The following is a 22,401-nucleotide window of genomic DNA, read 5'->3' as shown; positions in this document are numbered from 1 at the left end:
CATGGCGGATGATGGGGTGCGCGCGACCGACACGGCACCTTCAGGCTTTCTCGAACGCCGCTTCGAGCTGACCGCGCGCGGCACCGATAGCCGCACCGAAATCCTCGCCGGCGCCACCACGTTCCTGACGATGGCCTATATCATCCTGGTAAACCCGGCGATTCTCGGCCAGGCCGGCATGCCCGTCGCCGCCGTCGCCGCTGCCACCTGCCTCGCCGCCGGCCTCGCCAGCATCATGATGGGATTCGCCGCCAACATGCCGCTCGCGCTTGCGCCGGGCATGGGCCTCAATGCCTATTTCAGCTTCAGCGTCGTCCAGGCGATGGGCATTCCGTGGCAGATTGCGCTCGCCTGCGTCTTCATCTCCGGCATCGCCTTTTTGCTGCTGACCTTCGCGGGCATCCGCCAGATGATCATTGCGGCAATTCCGCAGCATTTGTTCGCCGCGGTCGCCGGTGGGATCGGCCTGTTCATCGGCTTCATCGGGTTGAAGAATGCCGGCATCGTCGTCTCCGATCCGGCCACCTCGGTCGGCTTGGGCAATCTGCGCGAGCCCGCGGCGGCGCTGGCGCTGTTCGGCCTCGCTTTGGTCGGCGCGCTTTCGGTCTGGAAGGTGCGCGGTGCTATCCTGATCGGCATCCTCGCGACCACGCTTGTCGGCTGGGGGCTCGGCCTCGTCACCTTCACGCCCGAGCCCTATGATCTCACCGCGATCTCGCAGACCGCCTTCCAGCTGGATTTCGCCGGCGTCTTCGGGCTTTCCGGAAGCCATGGCCTCGGCCTGTTCGAGATCCTGTTCGTCTTCCTCTTCGTCGATCTGTTCGACAATATCGGCACGCTGGTTGGCGTCGCCAAGCGCGCGGGGCTGATCGGGCCCGACGGCCGCATCCCCAAGCTCAACCGCATCCTCTTCACCGATTCGATCGCGACGATGCTCGGCGCGCTCGCAGGCACCAGCACCGTCACCTCTTATGTCGAAAGCGCTGCCGGCGTGCAGGCGGGCGGGCGCACCGGGCTGACCGCGGTGGTCACCGGCATCTTGTTCCTGCTCGCGATGTTCGTCGCGCCTTACGCCCAGCTCGTGCCGCTCGCCGCCACCGCGCCGGCGCTGATCATCGTCGGCGCGCTGATGATGGCGCCGCTGGTCGACGTGCCCTGGGACGATCCCGAAGCTGCGCTGCCGGCGTTCCTCACCGTCGTCATGATCCCGCTGACCTTTTCGATCGCCAACGGCCTCGCCTTCGGCATCACGGCCTATGCGCTGCTCAAGCTGCTGCGCGGGAAGATCACGAAGACCGATTGGCTGCTGCTCCTCCTGGCGCTGCTCTTCGTCGCCCGCTTCATCTGGCTCTCGGGGGGCTGATGCTCCACAGCGTCCGATCATCGCGCGGCATGGTCACTGCCCCGCACCATCTGGCGGCGCAAGCGGGGCTCGATATCCTCAAGGACGGCGGCACCGCGCTGGAGGCCAGCGTGGCGGTCGCAGCCGCGCTGGCGGTGGTCTATCCGCACATGACCGGGATCGGCGGCGACGGCTTCTGGCTGATCCGCGAGTCCGATGGCCGGGTTCACGCCATCCACGGCTGCGGCGGTGCGGCGGCAAAGGCGAAGCTATCGCTCTACGCCGGCATGGAGGCGATCCCGACGCGCGGTCCGCTTGCGGCAAATACCGTGGCCGGCACGGTCTCCGCCTGGCAGGCTGCGCTCGAGGGAAGCGCCTTGCCGCTGTCCCGCATCCTCCGCGACGCGATCCATTTTGCCGAGGAAGGCGTTGCGATCACCCGAAGCGGGGCCGGGATCGTCGCCGCCAAGGGCTCGGAACTCCGCGCGCAACCCGGCGCATGGGCGACGACCTATGACCGACTTGCCGAGGGTGACCTCCTGCGCCAGCCCGCGCTTGCCGAAACGCTCCGCCGCATCGCCGAAGAGGGGCCCGCCAGCTTCTACACCGGCGCCCTCGCTGCCGATATCGCCGCCGACCTCGCCGGTCTGGGCAGCCCCGTCTCCGCCAATGATCTCGCCGCGCACCGCGCCGAGCGCCGCGCGCCGCTCCAAGTCGAGATCGACGGCGCTCGTCTCTACAACAGCGCCCCGCCCACCCAGGGCTTCGCGTCGCTGCTGATCCTTGCGCTGTTCGATCGCCTCGCCGCCCCAGCTGCGGAAAGCTTCGACCATGTCCACGGCCTCGTCGAGGCGACCAAACAGGCCTTCCTGCTCCGCGACGCGTTTGTCGGCGATCCGGCCTATATGCAGTTCGATTGCCAGGCGCTGCTCGACGACCCCGTCTTGCTCGACGAACTAGCCGCCCGCATCGATCCCGCCCGCGCGCTCCCCTGGCCCCAGCCCGCCTCGGCCGGCGACACTTGTTGGTTCGCCACCGCCGATGCGGAAGGCCGCGTGGTCAGCGCGATCCAGTCGACCTATTTCGAGTTCGGCTCGGGGCTCGTCCTTCCCCGCACCGGCATCACCTGGCAAAATCGCGGATCGAGCTTTCGCCTCGCGCTCGACGGATGGAACGCGCTCAAGCCCGGCCGCGAGCCGTTCCACACGCTCAACCCCGCGCTCGCCGCCTTCGCGGACGGCCGCACCCTGGCCTATGGCACGATGGGCGGCGAGGGCCAGCCGCAGACCCAGGCGGCGCTCTTCACGCGATATGCCCGCTATGGCGTGAACCTCCAGGAAGCGATCAGCCGCCCGCGCTGGCTGCTCGGCCGCACCTGGGGCGAGCAGAGCGTCACGCTCAAACTGGAGGACCGCTTCGATCCCGCGTTGGTCGCCCAGCTTCGCGCCGCCGGCCACGACGTCGAGATTCTCGCCCCCTTCACCGCGACGATGGGCCATGCCGGCGCGATCGTCCGCCACCCCGACGGAAGCCTCGAAGGCGCGACCGATCCGCGCAGCGACGGCCAGGTGGCGGCGTGGTAGGCGGCGTCCGCGCGGTCGCCCGCTGCGACGAGCTCGGCGTCGCGCCCTATAGCGACGCGCCCGACATGCTGTTTCGCGCCTATCTGACCCCCGCCTTCGCCGCCGCCCAGCGCGCGATCGCCGGCTGGATGCAGGAAGCGGGCATGCAGACCCGCATCGACGCCGCCGCAAACCTCATCGGCCGCTACGAGGGCACGGCGGACGGCCCCGCGCTCCTCATCGGCAGCCATATCGACAGCGTCCGCGATGCCGGCCGCTACGATGGCCCGCTCGGCGTGATGCTCGGCATTGAGGCGGTCGCCGCGCTCCACGCTTCGGGCAGGCGCCTCCCCTTCCCCATCGAAGTGATCGCGTTCGGCGACGAGGAAGGCTCGCGCTTCCCTGCCGCGATGCTGACCAGCCGCGCCGTGGCCGGAACGCTCGATCCGGCCATGCTCGAAGTGGAGGATGCCCGCGGGTTGTCGCTCGACGAGGCGCTCGCGCCGTTCGAACTTTCCACCCTCACTTTCGCCCAGGCCGCCCACGCCCCCGCGCTTGCTTATCTCGAGGCGCATATCGAGCAGGGCCCCGTCCTCGAATCCGAAGGGCTCGCGGTCGGCACCGTCACCGGCATCGCCGCCCAGCTCCGCTACGCCGTCATGGTCGCAGGCGTTGCAGGACATGCCGGCACGACGACGATGCCCCTCCGCCGCGACGCACTGACTGCCGCCGCCGAGATGGTCCTGGCGATCGAGCGCATCGCCCGCGACGACCTGTCCGACCTCGCCGCCACCGTCGGCTGCCTGAGCGTCCATCCGGGCGCACCGAACGTCGTGCCCGGTCGAGTCGACTTCACGATCGACATCCGCTCGGGCGATCCCATCCGCCGGGACCGTGCCGCAGAGCAAATCATCGACCGGATCGCCGACATTGCCGAACGGCGCGGCACGGACTTCGATATCCGTCGCATCCACGATCTCCCTGCCAGCCCCTGCGATCCCGCGCTGATGGACCTGCTCGATGCCGCCATCGCCGCGCAGGGCCAGCCACCCCGCCGCCTCGTCAGCGGCGCCGGGCATGACGCGATGGTCATGGCCGCGCTCTGCCCTACCGCGATGCTGTTCGTCCGCTGCCGCGGCGGCACCAGCCACAACCCCGCCGAACATGTCGATGGGGCCGATGCCGAAATCGCGCTACAGGTCATGATCGACTTCATCCTGCGCCTGGGAGACCATGTTGACGCCTGATTTGTTCGGCGAGATCGATCCGCCCCAGCGCCTGCTGATGGGCCCCGGCCCGGTCAACGCCCACCCCCGCGTGCTGCGCGCCATGTCGGCGGACCTGCTCGGCCAGTTCGATCCCGAGATGACGGGCTATATGGAGCAGGTCATGGCGCTCTATCGCCCGATCTTCGCCACGCAAAACCGCTGGACCTTCCTGATCGACGGCACCGCCCGCGCCGCGATCGAGGCATCGCTCGTCTCGCTGCTCACCGCCGGCGACACTTTGCTGGTGATCGACTTCGGCCGCTTCGGCTTGCTCCTGCGCGAGATTGGCGAGCGGATCGGCGCGAAGGTCGAAATGCTCTCGGTTCCCTGGGGCGAAACCGTACCGATGGACCGGATCGCCGCCGCGATCGAGCGTAGCGGCCCGCGCGTCGTCGCCACCGTCCATGGCGACACGTCGACGACGATGGCGCAGCCGCTCGAAGGCCTGGGCGAGCTCTGCCGCGCCGCGGGCGCCTTTTCCTATGTCGACGCCACCGCCACGCTGGGCGGAATGCCGATCGAAGCCGACATCTGGGGCGTCGACGTCGTCACCGGCGGTCTGCAGAAATGCCTCGGCGGCCCCTCAGGCTCCGCCCCCATCACCATCTCGGACCGCGCCGCCGAGCATATCTTCGCGCGCCGCCATGTCGAGCAGGGCATCGCCCGTGCCGATATCGCCAACGGCACCGGAAAACGTATCGCTTCCAATTACTTCGATCTCGCAATGGTGATGGACTATTGGTCCGAGAAGCGGCTTAATCACCATACCGAGGCGACGACGATGCTCTACGGCGCACGCGAATGCGCCCGGGTCGCCTTGGGAGAGGGTCTGGAGGCGCGTTTCGCGCGTCACGCGGCAGCCGGTCGCGCGGTGGTCGCGGGCGCCCGCGCACTGGGGCTCACCGTCTATGGCGACGATCGTTTCCGGATGACCAACGTCACCGGCATCCTGATCCCGCAGGGGGTGGACGGCGACGCCGTCCGCCGCCGCATGCGCGAGGATTTCGAGATCGAGATCGGCACCGCCTTCGGCCCGCTCACCGGCAAGATCTGGCGGATCGGCGCGATGGGCTACAATGCGATGAAGCATAAGGTGCTGATCACGCTGGGCGCGCTCGAGGCGGTGCTGCGCGCCGAGGGGTTTGCCTGCGAAGCGGGCGCGGGTGTGGACGCGGCGCTGCGGAGTTACGAGGCGTGAGCGGATCGGCACGTATCTCCCTCTCCCCTTGGGAGAGGGAAGGGGCCCGCCGCGCAGCGGTGGGAAGGGTGAGGACAGCTTCTCCTTCGACCCTCACCCTTCCGCAGCTTCGCTGCTCCCTCCCTCTCCCAATGGGAGAGGGAATTTGACTCGCGACCTGATTGGCTACGGCGCCACGCCTCCCTCCGCCAATTGGCCCAACGACGCTCGCATCGCCGTCAACTTCGTCATCAACTACGAGGAAGGCGCCGAAAACTCGGTTCTCAACGGCGACGAACGCTCCGAGGGCTTCCTGTCCGACATGGTCGGCGCCGCCACCCACCCGGCGCGCGCGATGGCGATGGAGAGCCTCTACGAATATGGCAGTCGCGCCGGCTTCTGGCGGCTCCACCGGATGTTCACTGCGCAGCGCGTGCCCGTCACGGTGTTCGGTGTCGCCGCGGCGATGGAGATGAACCCCGCCGCGGTCGAGGCAATGCTTGCGGCCGATTGGGAAGTGGCCAGCCACGGCTATCGCTGGATCGACTATCAGAGCGTCCCCGAGGACGTCGAACGCGCCCATATCGCCAAGGCGATCGAGATTCACACGCGCCTCACCGGCAGCCGCCCGCTCGGCTGGTATCAGGGCCGCACCTCGCCCAACACCGCCCGGCTGATCGCCGAGGAAGGCGGCTTCGTCTATGACGCGGACAGCTATGCCGACGACCTGCCTTATCATGCCGGCGGCCAGCTAATCGTGCCCTACAGCCTCGACGCCAACGACATGAAGTTCGCAGCACTCAACGGCTTCACCGAAGGCACCCAATTCTATCGCTACCTCGTCGACACGTTCGAGCAGCTCCGCGAGGAAGGCGGGCGGATGATGTCGGTCGGCCTCCACGGCCGCATCGCCGGCCGGCCGGGCCGCACGATCGCGGTCGCGCAATTTCTGGAGCATGTCATGGCGAGCGGCGACGCCTGGATCGCCCGCCGCATCGACATCGCCCGCCACTGGCTGCAGGTCCACCCGGCATGACGATCGACGATCCCCAGGCGCTCGCCGAAGTCACCGCAGCCTTCCACGACTATGAGCGCGCGCTGATGGCCGACGACATCCCCGCGATGGACCGTCTGTTCCACGCAGCCCCCACCACCGTGCGCTATGGCGTCGGCGAAGTCCTGTACGGCATCGACGAGATCCGCGAATTCCGCAAAGGCCGCGGCGGCTCGCCCCAACGCACCCTCGGCCGTGTCGCGATCACCACCTACGGCCCCGATTTCGCCACAGCCAACGCCGAGTTCTTCCGCGAAGGCAGCGACCGCCGCGGTCGCCAGAGCCAGAGCTGGGTGCGCTTCGCCGATGGCTGGAAGGTCGTCGCGGCGCATGTCTCGCTCGAAGGCAGCACGTCATGACGCTCCCGGGCCTCCCACCCCGGCGTAGGCCGGGGCCCAGCTGCAGCCATGTCCGTTGCAGCGTGCACACCGCAATCTCGAAAAACGTCGCAACTGGGCCCCGGCCTGCGCCGGGGTGCAATCCATGACCAGCCTGAACGACCGCGAAAATTTCATCGCCAGCTACGGCGCCTTGTTCGAGCATAGCCCCTGGGTCGTCCAGCGCGCCTCGGCGATGCTGCCGCTGCCGAGCCTCCATGCCGGGCTGATGAAGGTCGTCCATGACGCCACGCCCGAAGAGCAGCTGTCGCTGATCCGCGCCCACCCCGAACTGGCCGGCAAGGCCGCGGTCGACGGCACGCTGACCGACGCGTCCGCCGCCGAGCAGGCCAGCGCCGGCCTCGACCAGCTGACGCAAGAGGAGTTCGACCGCTTCCACGCGCTCAATCATGCCTATGCCGAGAAATTCGGCTTCCCCTTCATCCTCTGCGTGCGCCTGACCAACAAGGCGGGCATCCTCGCCGCGATGGAAAGCCGCCTGGGCAACGACCGCGATACCGAGATCGCCACCGCGATCGAGCAGATCGGCGAGATTGTCCGGCTGCGGCTGGAGCATGTCCTGTGAGCACCCTCTCCACCCACGTCCTCGACACTGCGCACGGCCGTCCCGCCGCCGGCATGGCGGTGGTGCTGATCGGCCCGGACGGCGAGATCGCCAGTGGCATCACCGACGCCGATGGCCGCTGCCCGGACCTTGCCCCTGGCCCACTCGCCCCAGGACGCTACGCGCTCCGCTTCGCCGTCGCCGCTTACTTTCGCGCCAGCGGCGTCACCCTTCCCGACCCGCCCTTCCTCGACGAAGTCACGGTCGATTTCGGCATCGCCGCCGACGGGGGCCACTATCATGTGCCGCTGCTTGTATCGCCCTTCGCTTATTCGACGTACCGGGGCAGCTGATGGGGGTGGACTGGCATGAATGGCTCAACCTCGCGATCCGCTGGCTGCATCTCACCGCCGGCATCGCCTGGATCGGTTCCTCTTTCTATTTCGTCTGGCTCGACAATCATTTGAAGCCGCCGGCCCAGGGCGATGCCTCGGGCGAAGTCTGGTCGGTCCATGGCGGCGGCTTCTACCATAATCAGAAATATCAGGTCGCGCCCAGCCAGATGCCGTCTGACCTTCACTGGTTCAAATGGGAGGCCTATTGGACCTGGATCAGCGGCTTCTCGCTGCTGGTGCTGGTTTATTATGTCGGCGCGCAAAGCTTCCTGATCGATCCCGCAAAGGCAGCGCTCAGCCCCGCCGAGGGCATCGCGATCGGCCTGGCCTCGATCGGCGTCGGCTGGCTGGTCTACGATCTGCTCTGCCGCTCGTCGCTCGGCGCGAACAACCAGATTCTCGGCATCTGCTGGTTCCTGTGTCTGGTGCTTGCTGCCTACGCCCTCAACAGCGTTTTCACCGCGCGCGGCGCCTATCTCCATATCGGCGCGATTATCGGGTCGGTGATGGTCGGCAACGTCTTCTTCGTCATCATCCCGAAGCAGAAAAAGGTCGTTGCCGATCTGATCGCCGGCGGCACCCCCGATCCGGCGCTCGGCAAGGCCGCCAAGCAGCGCTCCCTGCACAATAATTATATGACGCTGCCGGTGCTGTTCATCATGATCAGCCATCATTACCCGATGACCTATGGCGCCCAGCGGCCCTGGCTGGTTCTAGCGTTGCTCGGCCTTACCGGCGTCGCGATCCGGCACGTGTTCAACCTGCGCGGGCGCGGCCAGCCCGCCGGGCGCACAATGGTCCTCGCCGCCGCACTCGCACTTATCAGCGTCACCTATGTCTCGCTCGACAAGAGCCGAGTGCTGGCACCGGCGAACGCCGCCACCTACGCCCAGATCGCGCCGATCGTCGCCAAGCATTGCGCGGACTGCCACAGCGCCAGCCCCAGCCACCCCGAATTCCCCACCCCCCCGCTCGGCGTGGTGCTCGAATCCTACGAACAGGTCAGCGCCGCCTCCGCGCGGATCAAGGCGGTCGCGGTCGATTCGGAGATCATGCCGCTCGGCAACATTACCGGGATGACAGAGGCCGAACGCCAGCAGCTCGGCGGCTGGATCGACGCGGGGAATCCGCGATGATCCGCTTCCTGCTCGACGGCGACGTGATCGAAGTCGCCAACCCCGATCCGACCGGCACCCTCCTCGATCTGCTCCGCTACCGCCTGCGCCGCACCGGCACCAAGGAAGGTTGTGCGGAAGGCGATTGCGGTGCCTGCACGGTTCTGGTCGGCGATCTCGCAGACGAACAAATCCGCTGGCGCACGGTCAACGCCTGCATCCTCTTCCTCCCGATGATCGACGGGAAAGCGCTCAAGACCGTCGAAAGCCTGTCGCGCGGAGGCTCTCTGCATCCCGTGCAGCAGGCGCTGGCAGACGGCCACGGCTCGCAATGCGGTTTCTGTACGCCGGGTTTCGTCATGTCGCTCTACGCACGCAGCATCGGCGCCGAGGGTACGGACCTTCCCGTCGGCGACGTCATCGCCGGCAATCTGTGCCGCTGTACGGGCTACGGCCCGATCCTGGCGGCTGGCGAAGCCAATCCGCCGCAGCCCCCTGGCTCAGATCCCGAGACGATAGCGGCGCTCAAGGCTCTGAAAAGAAACGAGCCATTGTCGCTGACTTTCGCCGACCCGCTCAGCGGAACCACCCGCGGAGCCTATGTCCCGCAGGCGACGAGCGATCTCGCCACCTTCCAGCAAGCCAACCCCGACGCCCGGATCGTCGCAGGCGCGACCGACGTCGGCCTGTGGGTCACCAAGCAGCTCAGGGATCTCGACAAGCTCGTCTTCATCGGCGACCTCGCCGATCTCAAGATCGTCGAGGAGAGTACGGAAGGCCTGACCCTCGGCGCGAACGTCCGCTACACGGAAGCCTATGGCGCCCTCGCTCGGCTCCACCCCGATCTCGGCGAATTGCTGCGCCGGATCGGCGGGCTCCAGGTCCGCAACGCCGGGACGATCGGCGGCAATATCGCCAACGGCTCGCCGATCGGCGATATGCCCCCCGCGCTCATCGCGCTGGGCGCCAGCCTCACGCTGCGCCGCGGCCCCACCCGCCGCACGATCCCGCTCGAACATTATTTCCTGTCTTATGGAAAGCAGGACCGGGCCCCCGGCGAATGGATCGAGACGATCCACATTCCCCGCCCCGCGCCCGGCACGCTCGTGCGCATCGTCAAGCTTTCCAAGCGCTCCGACAGCGATATCTCCACGCTGTGCGGTGCGTTCGTCCTCCCGATGGAGGGCGGTCGGATCGGCGCGGCCCGCGTCGCCTTCGGCGGCATGGCCGGCATCCCCGCCCGCGCCCCGCACTGCGAGGCCGCGCTGACGGGCCAACCCTGGAGCGAAGCCATAATCGAGGCCGCAGCCCATGCGCTGGCGCAGGACTTCACCCCGCTCGACGATCTGCGCGGCTCGGCCGCCTATCGCCGCACCGCCGCCGCCAATATCCTGCGCCGCCTGTGGCTGGAGCAGGCGCATGTCTGACCGCCTGGGCGCCCCCCGCCACGACAGCGCCGACCTCCACGTCGCCGGCACCGCTTTCTATGTCGATGATCTGCCGGAGCCCCCCGGCCTGCTCCACTGCGCCTTCGGACATGCAAGCGACGGCCATGCCCGGATCCTGTCGCTCGATCTCGACGCAGTCCGCGCCGCGCCCGGCGTCGTCGCCGTGTTCACCGCCGCCGACATCCCCGGCGTCAACGACGTCAGCCCGGTCAAGGGGGACGACCGCCTGCTTGCCGAGGGCGAAATCCTCTACCCCGGCCAGCCGCTCTTCCTGGTCGCCGCGACCAGCACCCGCGCCGCCCGCCGCGCCGCGCGCCTTAGCAAGGTCGAGGTCGACCCCCTCCCCGCTCTGGTCACCATCGCCGACGCCCGCGCGGCGGACAACAGCATCGAGCCCACCCAGCGCATGGCCCGCGGCGATGCCGCCGCCGCGCTCGCCGCCGCGCCGCATCGCCTCTCGGGCAGCATCGAGATGGGCGGGCAGGAGCATTTCTACCTCGAGGGCCAGGCCGCGCTTGCCACCCCCGGCGAGCAGAACGAGCTGCACATTCTCAGTTCCACCCAGCATCCGAGCGAAATCCAGCACCTGATCGCCAAGCTGCTCGGCCGCAGCCATGCCGACATCACCGTCGAAGTCCGCCGCATGGGCGGCGCGTTCGGCGGCAAGGAGACGCAGGCGGCCGCCTTTGCCGCCGCCTGCGCGCTGGTTGCCGCCAGGACCGGCCGCCCCGCCAAGTTTCGCGCCGATCGCGACGACGATATGGTCGCCACCGGCAAGCGCCACGAATTCGCGATTCGCTATGACGTCGGCTTCGACGGCGAAGGCCGGATCGAAGGCATCCGCCTCGAACTCGCCTCTCGCTGCGGCGCCACCACCGATCTCTCCCCCGCGATCAACGATCGCGCGATGTTCCATGCCGACAACAGCTACTTCCTCCCCGCGGTCGAAATCGTCAGCCACCGGCTCAAGACCCACACCGTCTCCAACACCGCCTTCCGCGGCTTCGGCGGGCCGCAGGGGATGATGGGGATCGAGCGGGTGATGGACGCCATCGCCGACAAGCTGGGTCTCGATCCGCTCGCGGTACGCCAGGCCAATCTCTATGGCCCCGGCCGCGACGTCACCCCCTATCACATGCAGGTCGAGGACAATGTCGCCCCCGAACTGATTGCCGAACTCGCGGCAAGCGCCGGCTATGCCGAGCGCCGCAACGCGGTGGCCGCGTTCAACGCCACCAACCGCATCCACAAGAAGGGCCTCGCGCTCACCCCGGTGAAGTTCGGGATCAGCTTCACCACCACCCATCTCAACCAGGCCGGCGCGCTCGTCCTGGTCTATGCCGACGGCTCGATCCATTCGAACCATGGCGGCACCGAAATGGGCCAGGGCCTCCACATCAAGATCGCCCAGATCGTCGCAAACGTCTTCGCGGTGCCGGTCGAAACGGTGAAGGTCTCCGCCACCCGCACCGACAAGGTTCCCAATACCTCCGCCACCGCCGCCTCCTCGGGCGCGGACCTCAACGGCATGGCCGCACGCAACGCCGCGCTGGCGATCCGCGAGCGGCTCGAAGCCTTCGGCGCGCAGAAATATGGGACCGGGATCCGCTTCACCCCCGAGGGCGTGATCGCGGGCGACGAGACCATCCCCTTCCCCGATTTCTGCCGGATGGCGCACCTCAACCGCATCGCGCTCTCGGCCACCGGCTTCTACGCCACGCCGAAGATCCACTATGACCGCACCACGCACAGCGGCCGCCCCTTCCTCTATTTCGCCTATGGTGCTGCGCTCAGCGAAGTGATGATCGACACGCTGACCGGCGAGCATAGGGTGCTCGCGGTCGACATCCTCCACGACGTCGGCCGCTCGCTCAATGCGGCCATCGACCTTGGCCAGATCGAGGGCGGCTTCATCCAGGGCATGGGTTGGCTGACGACCGAGGAGCTGGTCTACGACGCGCGTGGCCGGCTGCTCACCCACGCCCCCTCGACCTACAAGATTCCCACCGCCAACGATCGCCCCGATCAGATGCGGATCGCGATCTGGGAAGCCGGGCGCAACGCCGAGGAGACGATCCACCGTTCCAAGGCCGTCGGCGAACCGCCCTTCATGCTCGCCATCTCGGTGTTCAGCGCGCTCACCCAGGCGGTGGCCGCCGCAGCGCCCGGCAAGGGTCTACCCGCGCTCGACGCCCCGGCAACGCCCGAACGCATCCTCGCCGCGATCGAAGAACTGCGCGCCCGTGACTGATTGGAGAGCGAACGCCCGCGAGGTGCTGGCCGAGGGCCCCGCGGCACTCGTCACGATCCTCGCCACCGAAGGCTCGGCCCCGCGCGGCGCCGGCGCCCGCATGCTGGTCACGCGCGAGACGCTGCGCGGCACGATCGGCGGCGGTGCGCTCGAACATCAGGTCACCGCGCAGGCGCGGGCAATCCTCGATCACCCCCCGGGAAGCTGGCGCATCCAGGATTATCCGCTCGGGCCGTTGCTCGGCCAATGCTGCGGCGGGCGCGTGCGGCTGATGGTCGAACGGCTGGCAAGCGTGCCTGCCGAAGGGCCGCACCTCGTCTCGCTCGGGGAAACCATCATCCGCAAGCCGCACAGCGGGGACAGCATGCCAAGGCTCGGGGCGCGGGGCCCGCTCCCCGGTCCGGGCGCCATCTTCCTCGACCCCGTCGAAACCGATTCGCGCCCCGTCCTCCTGTTCGGCGCGGGCCATGTCGCGACCGCCCTCGTCGAGCGGGCAGCCGGCCTCCCGCTCCGGACCGCCTGGTACGACAGTCGCGAGGCCCTCGCCCAACGCCAAGGCGTGGTCCTGGCCAGTGAGGAGGAATTGGTCGCCTGCGCGGGCGAAGCCGCTGCCGATACCGCCGTCCTGATCGTCACCCACGACCACGCGCTCGATTATCGCCTCGTCACCGCCGCACTGCGCAGCCCGGCGCTGTTCGTCGGCATGATCGGCTCACGGACCAAACGCGCCCGCTTCATCTCGCGACTGGCCGCCGATGGCGTCGATACCGCGCGGCTCACCTGCCCGATCGGCCTGCCCGGCATCGCCGGCAAGGAACCCGAAGTGATCGCGATCGCAGTGCTCGCGCAACTGCTCTCGCTCAGGAATGCCACATGAAAGCCTTTCGCGGCGAGATACTCAGCGTCCCCGAAGATCCGCTCCACGCCGGCCCCGCCGCGATCCGCCATTATCCGGACGGCTTGCTGGTGGTCGAAGACGGCCTCGTCATGGCCTGCGGCCCCTACGCCGAGCTGAGCAGCCGCTATGCCGAGGCCCCCGTCGAGGCACTGCCCGGCCTGATCGTCCCCGGCTTCGTCGACGCGCACGTCCATTATCCCCAGACCGAATGCATCGCCTCGCATGGCGCGCAATTGCTCGAATGGCTCGATCGCCACATCTTCCCCGCCGAACAGGCCTTTGCCGACCCGGCGCATGCCGCCGCGATCGCCGCCTTCTTCCTCGACGAACTGCTCCGCAACGGCACCACCAGCGCGCTCGTCTTCGCCACCGTCCATGCCGGCTCGGTCGACGCCCTGTTCAGGGCCGCGCTCGCGCGCGACATGCGGATCGTCTCGGGCAAGGTGCTGATGGACCAGGGCCCGCCGGGCCTCGCCGACAGCGTCGCGCAAGGCCGCGCCGAAACCGAGGCGCTGATCGCCCGCTGGCGCGGCCGCGGCCGGCTCGGCTACGCGGTCACCCCCCGCTTCGCCTTGACCTCCTCCGACGCCCAGCTTGCCGATGCGGGTAAGATCGTTGCGAGCCACACCGATGTGCTGATGCACACGCATCTTTCAGAGAATCTGGGCGAGATCGCCGCCGTCGAATCCCGCTTTCCCGATGCCCAGGACTATCTCGACGTCTATGATCGCTTCGGCCTGGTCGGCCCGCGCTCGGTCTTCGCGCACTGCGTCCATATGAGCGAACGCGCCTTGGGCCGCATGGCGGAGGCCGGCGCTGGTATCGCTTTCTGCCCGACCAGCAATCTCTTCCTCGGCTCGGGCCTGTTCGATCTCGCGCAGAGCGATCGCCACGGCCTGAAGATTGGGATAGGCACCGATGTCGGCGCAGGCACCAGCTTCTCGATCCTCCACACGCTCGGCGAGGCCTACAAGATCTGCCAGCTGCGCGGCGCGAGCCTCGATCCGTTTCGCGCGCTGCATCTCGCCACCGCCGGGGGTGCGCGCGTGATGGGCATCGCCGACCGCGTCGGCGGGCTGATGCCCGGCCAGGAAGCCGACTTCATCGTCCTCGATCCCGGCGCCACCCCCCTGTTCGCCCGCCGCACCGCAGGGGCAACGCTCCACGATCGCCTGTTCGCGCTGCAAATCCTCGGCGACGATCGCGCGATCGCGGCCACCTATCTCAAGGGCAAGCTCGCGCATCGCCGCGGCGCAGCTCCCGGAGTCCTTGCCTGATGCTGCGTCGTTTCCTCGCCGTCTTCGAGCCCTTCATCCTGATGCTGGTCGGCACCGTCCTGCTCGCGTCCTTTCTGCCTCCGCGGGGCGGCTGGGCACCCGTTTTCGATGTCGCCGCAGACGTGGGCATCGTCCTGCTCTTCTTCCTCCACGGCGCGAAGCTGTCACGCGAGGCGATCCTGGAGGGCGCCCGCAACTGGCGGCTCCATCTTGCCGTATTCGCGGCCACCTACATGCTCTTCCCGCTCCTCGGCCTCGCGATCACCGCGCTGCCGATCCTCGACAGCTCCATCCTCGCCGGGCTGCTCTTCCTGACCCTGCTCCCCTCGACCGTCCAATCCTCGATCGCCTTCACCTCGATCGCGCGCGGGAATGTCGCCGCCGCGGTTTGCAGCGCCTCCTTCTCCAACCTGATCGGCATCGTCCTGACGCCTGCGCTCGTCGCCTTGCTGATGCACAATATGGTCGGCGCCGCGCAGGGCGGCGTGTCGCTCGCCTCGGTCCAGACGATCCTGCTCCAGCTCCTGCTGCCCTTCGCTTTGGGCCATGCGCTGCGACCGCTGATCGGCGGCTGGGTGAGCCGGCACAAGCAACTCGTCACCGTGGTCGATCGCGGTTCGATCCTGCTCGTCGTCTACACCGCCTTCGGCGCGGCGGTGGTCGAGGGGCTGTGGCAGCGCGTCTCGGCGCCCGATCTCGCGATCCTGCTCGCAGTTTGCGTGGTGCTGCTGGCGATCGTCCTCGGCGCGACCTGGGGCGCCGCGAAGCTGCTCAAGCTGGATCGCAAGGACGCCATCGTCCTGCTCTTCTGCGGCTCGAAGAAGAGCCTGGCTTCAGGCGTGCCGATGGCGGGCGTCCTCTTCCCCGCCGCGACCGTGGGTATGATCATCCTGCCGGTGATGCTGTTCCACCAGATCCAGCTCATCGCCTGCGCAATTATCGCGCGCCGGCTCGCCAAGCACCCCGAGGGCTAGAGGCTTCTTCTTCGCGAAGACAGCTGCCACCGCCTTCGCCGGCGGTCAGCAACGCAGACGCAAAAGGCCCGCCAAGTCGAGGACTTGGCGGGCCTTTGATATGGTGGGCGCGGCAGGGATTGAACCTGCGACCCCACCCGTGTGAAGGGTGTGCTCTACCACTGAGCTACGCGCCCATCCGGGCCCGGTCGCAAGACCAGGGCCGAAACGGGAAGCGGGCCTTTAAGCGGAGCCGGAAACACTGTCCAGCCCCGTTTGCCGGCCCACGGGACCTTAGTTGACCGAGTCCTTCAGGCCCTTGCCGGCCTTGAACTTGGGCTGGTTCGATGCCTTGATCGTCATCTCTTCGCCGGTACGGGGGTTGCGGCCGGTCGACGCCTTGCGCTTGCTGACCGAGAAGGTGCCAAAGCCCACCAGGCGCACTTCGTCGCCCTTCTTGAGCGCGGTGGAGATCGCATCGAACACTGCCTCCACAGCCTTGCTGGCATCGCCCTTGCCGAGGCCGGAGGTGTCGGCGACCGTTCCGATCAGCTCTTGCTTGTTCATGCTGCTGGATTCCCCCTGATAGATTCATGCAATGGATTGAGTCGCGGCGGCAAGCCGAGCGCGCCAGTCAGCACGCGACCGCTATCGCTGTCAAACCCTTCGCCGGATTCGGACGAAAAGCATAGAGCAATCAATGGTGAACGGCATCCCCGATGCCCGGTACGTGCACCGGCGGCTGCGCCGCCAGCTCGTCGGCATCGGTCCAGTCGATTGCCGTGAGCGGGCCGGTCAGCGCAATCCGAAGCACTTCGTCGACATGCTTCACCGCGATGATCTCCAGCCCGTCGCGGATATTGGCCGGGATCTCGACGAGATCCTTTTCATTCTCCTCGGGGATCAGCACCGTCTTGATGCCGCCGCGCAGCGCCGCGAGCAGCTTCTCCTTGAGCCCGCCGATCGGCAGCACGCGTCCGCGAAGCGTCACTTCGCCGGTCATCGCGATATCCCGACGCACGGGGACGCCGGTCATCGTCGAGACGATCGCCGTGACCAGCCCGACGCCCGCCGACGGACCGTCCTTGGGCACAGCGCCCTCGGGCAGATGGACGTGGACGTCCTTGCGCTGGAACAGGCTCGGCTTGATGCCATAGGTCGGCGCGCGCGCCTTCACGAAGCTGAACGCGGTCTCGACCGATTCCTTCATCACGTCGCCCAGCGTGCCCGTAGTCTTGATCGCGCCCTTGCCCTGCACGGTGACGCTCTCGATCGTCAGCAATTCGCCGCCGACTTCGGTCCAGGCCAGCCCGGTCACCGCGCCGATCTGATGCTCTTCCTCGCTGATCCCGTAGCGATATTTCTTCACCCCGGCATATTCGTGGAGATTCTCGGGGGTGACGGTGACGCTGGTCTCCTTGCCTTCCAGTATCTTGCGGAGCGCCTTGCGCGCCAGCCGCGCGATCTCGCGCTCGAGCGTGCGGACGCCAGCCTCGCGCGTGTAGAATTGGATCAGCGCGCGCAGGCCCTCATGCGTCAGCGTGAACTCGGCCGGCTTCAGCCCGTGCGCCTCCACTTGCTTCTCGATCAGGTGCCGCTCGGCAATCTCGACCTTCTCGTCCTCGGTATAGCCTTCAAGCCGGATGATCTCCATCCGGTCGAGCAAGGGCTGCGGCAGGTTGAGCGTGTTCGCGGTGGTCACGAACATGATGTCCGACAGATCGACGTCGATCTCCAGATAATGGTCCTGGAACTTGCCGTTCTGCTCGGGGTCGAGCACTTCGAGCAACGCCGATGCCGGATCGCCGCGGAAATCCTGGCCGAGCTTGTCGATCTCATCGAGCAGGAACAGGGGATTGGACGTCCCCGCCTTGCGCAGGTTGGTCACGATCTTGCCAGGCAGCGAGCCGATATAGGTGCGGCGATGCCCGCGAATCTCGGCTTCGTCGCGCACGCCACCCAGCGACTGGCGGATGAACTCGCGCCCGGTCGCCTTGGCGATGCTCTTGCCCAGCGAGGTCTTGCCCACGCCCGGAGGCCCGACGAGGCACAGGATCGGCCCCTTCAGCTTGTTCGTGCGCGCCTGGACCGCGAGATATTCGATGATCCGGTCCTTGACCTTCTCCAGCGCATAATGATCGCCGTTGAGGACGGCCTCGGCTTCGACCAGATCCTTCTTGAGCTTCGATTTCTTGCCCCAAGGCAGCCCCAGCAGCACGTCGAGATAGTTGCGAACCACGGTCGCCTCGGCGCTCATCGGCGCCATGGTCTTGAGCTTCTTGAGCTCGGCGGTCGCTTTGGTCCGCGCTTCCTTCGAAAGCTTGAGCGTCGCGATCTTCTGGGTCAGCTCGGCGACCTCGTCGCCATCGCCCTCCTCGCCCTCATTCCCCAGCTCGCGCTGAATCGCCTTCAATTGCTCGTTGAGATAATATTCGCGCTGGGTCTTCTCCATCTGGCGCTTGACGCGGCTGCGGATCTTCTTCTCGACCTGCAGCACGCCCAGCTCGCCCTCCATGAAGGCGAACACCATCTCAAGCCGCTTCTGGGGATCCTTCTCGACGAGCAGGCTCTGCTTGTCGGCGACCTTGACCGCAATATTGGCGGCAACCGCGTCTGCCAGGCGTGACGCATCGTCCAGCTCGGCTAGCTGGACCGCGGTTTCAGCGGGCAGTTTGCGATTGAGCTTGGCATAATTTTCGAACTGGTCGACCACCGAACGCATCAGCGCCTGAACCTCGGTGCCCTCGATCTCGGCCTCCGCGACCGGGCTGATCGTCGCGGTCAGGAACGCGCCCTCTTCGTCGACCGATTCGAGCTGGCCGCGCTCCTTGCCGGAGACCAGCACGCGCACGGTGCCGTCGGGCAGCTTGAGCAGCTGCAACACCTCGGCGGTGACGCCGGTATCATACAGGTCCTCGCGGCCGGGATCGTCCTCGGCCGGATCGAGCTGGGCGACGAGGAAAATCTCCTTGTCGTCGGCCATCGCCGCTTCGAGCGCAGCAACCGATTTGTCGCGGCCGACGAACAGCGGCACGATCATGTGCGGGAATACAACGATGTCGCGAAGCGGCAGGACGGGATAAGACTGCTTCATGGATACTCCAGGGCGGCCCGATGGGGGCCGTGTCTCCGCCATATATGGGGTCAAGTGCGAGCGGCATCAATCGCTACGCAATTCCCCGGTATCGGTTTAGCGGAATTCCTCTGGCTTGCCGAAGCCGCAGCGGTGCGCCACGATCGCATCGACGCACGTTCCGCCGAACCGGCCCGATGGAGGCTCCCATACGCTCGCATCTCCTTCTCGCTGCCACTGTTCTCACGCTGGCCCTTCCTGCCCACGCGCAGATCCGGCCCGGAGAGCCGCCGCTGACGGCGCAGGCGGTGAGTTCCGGCGGCCCCCTCGATCCCGTTCAGCGGAAGCTGCGCTTCGACAGCGCCGATCTCGCGATCGAAGTCCTCCCCGACTCGCAATCGATAAAAGGGGTGGCGACGCTACGCTTCACCGCCAAGTCGCCGGTGAATAGCCTGGTCGTCGATCTCGACAACAACCTTCCGGTCTCCGCCGTCTCGATCGACGGAAAGCCGCTGCGCGCAGGCTCCTGGAGCAACCCCCAGGGCCGCATGACGATCGCACTCGGCAAGACCATAGCCGCAGGGCGCCAGGTCGTTGCCACCATAACCTATGCCGGCACCCCGCACGTCGCCGTCCGCGCACCTTGGGACGGCGGCTTCGTCTGGGCGAAGACCAAAGACGGCAAGCCCTGGGTCGCTACCGCGGTGCAGATGCAGGGCTGCGACCTGTTCTGGCCGTGCATCGATTACCCGACCTACGAGCCCGACAGCATCGATCTCCACATCACCGTGCCCAAGGGACTGAAAGCTCCCTCGAACGGCGTGTTCAAGGGCATACGCAGCCTGGCGGACGGCCGCACCATCTGGGATTGGCACGTCACCAATCCGACGATCTACGGCATCGCTCTCAATGTCGGTCCCTATGAGGAGATTTCGGGCACTTACAAAAGCCGCTTCGGCAACGAAATTCCGATGTTCTTCTGGCATCTCCCGGGGCACCCCGAAAAGGCAAAGGCGCTGTTCGCCGAATTCGCACCGACACTCGATTTCTTCGAAAGCGTGATCGGCCCCTACCCCTTCGCAGACCAGAAGCTCGGCGTGGTGGAAACCCCGCACAAGGGAATGGAGCACCAGACGATCAACGCCTACGGCAACAATTACGCCAAGACCCAGTGGGGCTTCGACGATCTCTTCCAGCATGAATTCGCGCATGAATGGTTCGCCAACCAGCTGACCGTGAGCAATTGGGACGATTTCTGGCTGCACGAGGGCACCGGCACCTACATGCAGCCGCTCTACGGCCGCTGGCGCGAGGGCGAAGGCGTCTACACCGCGATGATGCTGCAATCGCGCGCGGGCATTCGCGGCAGATCGGCGATCGTCACCGGCAAGCCGCAATCCGCGTCGGATGTCTATGAAGACAAGAATGGCCGCGGCGGCGATATCTATAACAAGGGCAGCTGGGTGCTGCACACGCTGCGCAACCTGATCGGCGACAAGGCCTTCTTCGAATCGCTGCGGCTGGCAATCTATGGCCGGGTCGATCCCAAGCCGGGCAATTTCAAGCCGCTGTTCCGCACCACCCCCGAATATATCGGCTTCGTAAAGCAGACGACCGGCACCGACTATCAATGGTTCTTCGACGTCTATCTCTATGAAGGCGGCCTCCCCGAGCTCATCCGGAAGCGCCAGGGCAACACGCTTTCGCTCAGCTGGAAGACACTGGGCAACAAACCCTTCCCGCTCCCCCTCGAAGTCTCGGTCGACGGCGTCGTCACCCGGCTGGCGATGACCGGCGGCAAGGACATGCTCACCGTGCCCGAGGGCGCGCATGTCGTGGTCGATCCCTGGTCGAAAATCCTGATGCAGTCGGACAATGTCGACGCCTTTCAGGCCTATCGCCTCGAGCAGATACGCCCGCGGCCATGAGGATCGCGCTCCTGCTCGCCTGCGCCGCCGCCACGCCGGCGGTCGCGCAGATCAAGCCGGGCGAGCCGCCGATCACCGCGCTCACCCAGGTCTCGGGCGGCCCGATCGATCCCGAGCGCGCGGCGCTCCGTCTCGAGCATGTCGATCTCGCGATCGAGGTACTGCCCGAGACGCAGACGCTGCAGGGCGTGGCGACGCTTACCCTGCGAACGTCGGCGCCGCAGACCCGCCTGCTGATCGATCTCGACAAGAACCTCCCCGTCCGAGCGATCAGCCTCGACGGGAAACTATTGCCCCCCACCAGTTGGTCGAACCCTGAGGGCCGCCTCGCTATCGCCCTGCTCCGCCCGTTGGCGGCAGGCGCCCGCGCTGTGTTGCGCATCACCTATGGCGGCACCCCTCACGTCGCGGTCCGCGCGCCGTGGGACGACGGCATCGTCTGGGCAAGGACACCCGACGGCAAGCCCTGGGTCGCGACCACGTCCGAAGGCTATGGCTGCGATCTCTTCTGGCCCTGCCTCGATTTCCCCGCCGGCGAGCCCGCCCGTGTCGATCTCCACATCACCGTGCCCAAGGGCCTGTCCGCCCCGTCCAACGGCCTGCTCGAGAAGGTCGACACCCTCCCCGACGGCCGCACGACCTGGCACTGGAAGGCGCGCAGCCCGAATCCCTATTCGGTCGCGCTCACCGTAGCGCCCTACAAGGAACTCACCGCCCCCCATACCAGCCGCTTCGGCCCAACCTTCCCGGTCAGCTACTGGTATCTCCCCGGCCGCGAGGTCCAGGCGCAGAAGCTGTTCGCCGAGTTCGTCCCGGCGCTCGATTTCTTCGAGCAGCTGATCGGCCCCTATCCCTGGTCGGACGAGAAGCTCGGCGTGGTCGAGACACCGCATCTCGGCATGGAGCATCAGACGATCAACGCCTATGGCAACAACTACAAGAAGACCCCCGCCGGCTTCGACGAGATCTTCCAGCACGAGCTCGCCCACGAATGGTTCGGCAATCAGATGTCGGCCGCCAATTGGGACGATTATTGGCTCCACGAAGGCTATGCCTCTTACATGCAGCCGCTCTACGGGCGCTGGCGCGAAGGCGAAGCGCGCTACGCGGTGATGCTCGATGAAATGCGCAACCAGATCGCCAATCGCGCGCCGATCGTCTCGGGCCGGATCAAGACAGAAGAGGAAGTCTATCAGGAAGAGCATGGCGGCCCGGCCAGCGACATCTACGTCAAGGGCGCGTGGGTGCTGCACACGCTGCGCGGCCTGATCGGCGATGCACACTTTTCGGAAGTCACCCGCCGCCTGGTCTATGGCCGGCCCGATCCGACACCCGGCAACTTCCAGCCACGCTTCAGCACGACCCCCGAATATGTCGCGATCGTAAACGAGGTCACCGGCAAGGACCTGACCTGGTTCTTCGACGTCTACCTCCGCGAGGCGGCGCTCCCCGAGCTGATCCAGACCCGCACGGGCAATCGCCTCACGCTGCGCTGGAAGGCGCCCGGCAACAGGCCCTTCCCGCTCCCGGTCGAGGTACAAGTGGACGGCAGGCTACAAAGCGTGTCGATGGCCGGCGGGATCGGCAGCATCGCGGTGCCCGCCGACGCGCACCTCGTCATCGACCCGGAGGCGCGCATCCTGAAGCGCAGCGAAGCGGTGGAAGCCTATCAAGCCGCGCTGTCACGGCAGGGCGGCTGAAGAGCGGGCGGCCCAAAG

Annotated in this window: 18 protein-coding genes and 1 tRNA gene; 16 read left to right on the top strand and 3 right to left on the bottom strand. The window is 67.0% G+C overall.

What is annotated here, in order from left to right; translation table 11 throughout:
• Nucleotide 1: 1 nt before the first annotated feature.
• From OKW87_RS01040 to OKW87_RS00975, 14 genes are all read left to right on the top strand, one after another.
• The gene (locus tag OKW87_RS01040; protein WP_265541553.1) at nucleotides 2-1,363 is read left to right on the top strand and encodes an NCS2 family permease; all 1,362 of its coding nucleotides are present in this window, start codon (nucleotides 2-4) and stop codon (nucleotides 1,361-1,363) included.
• Nucleotides 1,363-2,925 carry a gamma-glutamyltransferase family protein gene (locus tag OKW87_RS01035; protein WP_265541552.1) on the top strand — a complete coding sequence of 521 codons (1,563 nt, stop codon included), beginning with the start codon at nucleotides 1,363-1,365 and terminating at the stop codon, nucleotides 2,923-2,925. The genes OKW87_RS01040 and OKW87_RS01035 overlap by 1 nt, the downstream gene beginning before the upstream one ends.
• On the top strand, nucleotides 2,919-4,151 hold the full coding sequence (locus tag OKW87_RS01030) for an allantoate amidohydrolase (RefSeq protein ID WP_265541551.1): 1,233 nt from the start codon (nucleotides 2,919-2,921) through the stop codon (nucleotides 4,149-4,151). The genes OKW87_RS01035 and OKW87_RS01030 overlap by 7 nt, the downstream gene beginning before the upstream one ends.
• The gene (locus OKW87_RS01025; protein WP_265541550.1) at nucleotides 4,138-5,370 is read left to right on the top strand and encodes a pyridoxal-phosphate-dependent aminotransferase family protein; all 1,233 of its coding nucleotides are present in this window, start codon (nucleotides 4,138-4,140) and stop codon (nucleotides 5,368-5,370) included. The genes OKW87_RS01030 and OKW87_RS01025 overlap by 14 nt, the downstream gene beginning before the upstream one ends.
• A gap of 145 nt (nucleotides 5,371-5,515) precedes the next feature.
• Nucleotides 5,516-6,385, top strand: coding sequence for an allantoinase PuuE (gene puuE / locus OKW87_RS01020; protein WP_265541548.1), 870 nt, complete (start codon nucleotides 5,516-5,518; stop codon nucleotides 6,383-6,385).
• Complete coding sequence (gene hpxZ / locus OKW87_RS01015; RefSeq protein ID WP_265541545.1) at nucleotides 6,382-6,762, top strand: oxalurate catabolism protein HpxZ; 381 nt, start codon at nucleotides 6,382-6,384, stop codon at nucleotides 6,760-6,762. The genes puuE and hpxZ overlap by 4 nt, the downstream gene beginning before the upstream one ends.
• A 124-nt stretch (nucleotides 6,763-6,886) precedes the next feature.
• Entirely contained in the window at nucleotides 6,887-7,366 is a 480-nt protein-coding gene (uraD, locus tag OKW87_RS01010; protein ID WP_265541544.1) for a 2-oxo-4-hydroxy-4-carboxy-5-ureidoimidazoline decarboxylase, read from the top strand.
• On the top strand, nucleotides 7,363-7,698 hold the full coding sequence (gene uraH, locus OKW87_RS01005; protein ID WP_265541542.1) for a hydroxyisourate hydrolase: 336 nt from the start codon (nucleotides 7,363-7,365) through the stop codon (nucleotides 7,696-7,698). The genes uraD and uraH overlap by 4 nt, the downstream gene beginning before the upstream one ends.
• Nucleotides 7,698-8,876: a urate hydroxylase PuuD gene (locus tag OKW87_RS01000; RefSeq protein ID WP_265541540.1), complete on the top strand. Its 1,179-nt coding sequence runs from the start codon at nucleotides 7,698-7,700 to the stop codon at nucleotides 8,874-8,876. The genes uraH and OKW87_RS01000 overlap by 1 nt, the downstream gene beginning before the upstream one ends.
• Nucleotides 8,873-10,282, top strand: coding sequence for a xanthine dehydrogenase small subunit (xdhA, locus tag OKW87_RS00995; RefSeq protein ID WP_265541539.1), 1,410 nt, complete (start codon nucleotides 8,873-8,875; stop codon nucleotides 10,280-10,282). Before OKW87_RS01000 ends, xdhA begins: the two co-directional genes overlap by 4 nt.
• A complete protein-coding gene (gene xdhB, locus OKW87_RS00990; RefSeq protein ID WP_265541538.1) occupies nucleotides 10,275-12,554 on the top strand; it encodes a xanthine dehydrogenase molybdopterin binding subunit in 2,280 nt (759 codons plus the stop codon). The genes xdhA and xdhB overlap by 8 nt, the downstream gene beginning before the upstream one ends.
• Nucleotides 12,547-13,431, top strand: coding sequence for a xanthine dehydrogenase accessory protein XdhC (gene xdhC / locus OKW87_RS00985; RefSeq protein WP_265541536.1), 885 nt, complete (start codon nucleotides 12,547-12,549; stop codon nucleotides 13,429-13,431). The genes xdhB and xdhC overlap by 8 nt, the downstream gene beginning before the upstream one ends.
• Nucleotides 13,428-14,729 carry a guanine deaminase gene (gene guaD / locus OKW87_RS00980; protein ID WP_265541534.1) on the top strand — a complete coding sequence of 434 codons (1,302 nt, stop codon included), beginning with the start codon at nucleotides 13,428-13,430 and terminating at the stop codon, nucleotides 14,727-14,729. Before xdhC ends, guaD begins: the two co-directional genes overlap by 4 nt.
• On the top strand, nucleotides 14,729-15,703 hold the full coding sequence (locus OKW87_RS00975) for a bile acid:sodium symporter family protein (RefSeq protein ID WP_265541532.1): 975 nt from the start codon (nucleotides 14,729-14,731) through the stop codon (nucleotides 15,701-15,703). The genes guaD and OKW87_RS00975 overlap by 1 nt, the downstream gene beginning before the upstream one ends.
• Nucleotides 15,704-15,804: 101 nt before the next feature.
• On the opposite strand, the gene OKW87_RS00970 is transcribed toward OKW87_RS00975, so the two are convergent.
• The 3 genes from OKW87_RS00970 to lon form a co-directional block, all read right to left on the bottom strand.
• Nucleotides 15,805-15,879, bottom strand: a tRNA-Val gene (locus OKW87_RS00970).
• Nucleotides 15,880-15,976: 97 nt separating this feature from the next.
• Nucleotides 15,977-16,249 carry an HU family DNA-binding protein gene (locus OKW87_RS00965; protein ID WP_265541530.1) on the bottom strand — a complete coding sequence of 91 codons (273 nt, stop codon included), beginning with the start codon at nucleotides 16,247-16,249 and terminating at the stop codon, nucleotides 15,977-15,979.
• Nucleotides 16,250-16,379: 130 nt separating this feature from the next.
• Nucleotides 16,380-18,776, bottom strand: a complete 2,397-nt coding sequence (gene lon, locus OKW87_RS00960; protein ID WP_265541529.1) for an endopeptidase La — start codon at nucleotides 18,774-18,776, stop codon at nucleotides 16,380-16,382.
• Nucleotides 18,777-18,952: 176 nt separating this feature from the next.
• On the opposite strand from lon, the gene OKW87_RS00955 reads away from it, so the two are divergent.
• Entirely contained in the window at nucleotides 18,953-20,683 is a 1,731-nt protein-coding gene (locus OKW87_RS00955) for a M1 family metallopeptidase (protein WP_265541527.1), read from the top strand.
• Nucleotides 20,680-22,383, top strand: coding sequence for a M1 family metallopeptidase (locus tag OKW87_RS00950; protein WP_265541526.1), 1,704 nt, complete (start codon nucleotides 20,680-20,682; stop codon nucleotides 22,381-22,383). The genes OKW87_RS00955 and OKW87_RS00950 overlap by 4 nt, the downstream gene beginning before the upstream one ends.
• Nucleotides 22,384-22,401 lie beyond the last annotated feature (18 nt).

The organism is Sphingomonas sp. M1-B02, from assembly GCF_026167525.1.
Lineage (GTDB): Bacteria > Pseudomonadota > Alphaproteobacteria > Sphingomonadales > Sphingomonadaceae > Sphingomonas.
The sequence above is the reverse complement of the archived record's forward strand: the minus strand, read 5'-3'. Positions and strand labels throughout refer to the sequence as shown.

Coding starts and splice junctions, on each gene's coding strand:
- OKW87_RS01040 (WP_265541553.1), top strand. CDS start 2: ATGGCGGATGATGGGGTGCGCGCGACCGACACGGCACCTTCAGGCTTT.
- hpxZ (WP_265541545.1), top strand. CDS start 6,382: ATGACGATCGACGATCCCCAGGCGCTCGCCGAAGTCACCGCAGCCTTC.
- guaD (WP_265541534.1), top strand. CDS start 13,428: ATGAAAGCCTTTCGCGGCGAGATACTCAGCGTCCCCGAAGATCCGCTC.
- OKW87_RS00965 (WP_265541530.1), bottom strand. CDS start 16,249: ATGAACAAGCAAGAGCTGATCGGAACGGTCGCCGACACCTCCGGCCTC.
- OKW87_RS00950 (WP_265541526.1), top strand. CDS start 20,680: ATGAGGATCGCGCTCCTGCTCGCCTGCGCCGCCGCCACGCCGGCGGTC.
- xdhA (WP_265541539.1), top strand. CDS start 8,873: ATGATCCGCTTCCTGCTCGACGGCGACGTGATCGAAGTCGCCAACCCC.
- OKW87_RS00975 (WP_265541532.1), top strand. CDS start 14,729: ATGCTGCGTCGTTTCCTCGCCGTCTTCGAGCCCTTCATCCTGATGCTG.
- lon (WP_265541529.1), bottom strand. CDS start 18,776: ATGAAGCAGTCTTATCCCGTCCTGCCGCTTCGCGACATCGTTGTATTC.
- OKW87_RS01000 (WP_265541540.1), top strand. CDS start 7,698: ATGGGGGTGGACTGGCATGAATGGCTCAACCTCGCGATCCGCTGGCTG.
- OKW87_RS00955 (WP_265541527.1), top strand. CDS start 18,953: ATGGAGGCTCCCATACGCTCGCATCTCCTTCTCGCTGCCACTGTTCTC.
- OKW87_RS01035 (WP_265541552.1), top strand. CDS start 1,363: ATGCTCCACAGCGTCCGATCATCGCGCGGCATGGTCACTGCCCCGCAC.
- OKW87_RS01025 (WP_265541550.1), top strand. CDS start 4,138: ATGTTGACGCCTGATTTGTTCGGCGAGATCGATCCGCCCCAGCGCCTG.
- uraD (WP_265541544.1), top strand. CDS start 6,887: ATGACCAGCCTGAACGACCGCGAAAATTTCATCGCCAGCTACGGCGCC.
- xdhB (WP_265541538.1), top strand. CDS start 10,275: ATGTCTGACCGCCTGGGCGCCCCCCGCCACGACAGCGCCGACCTCCAC.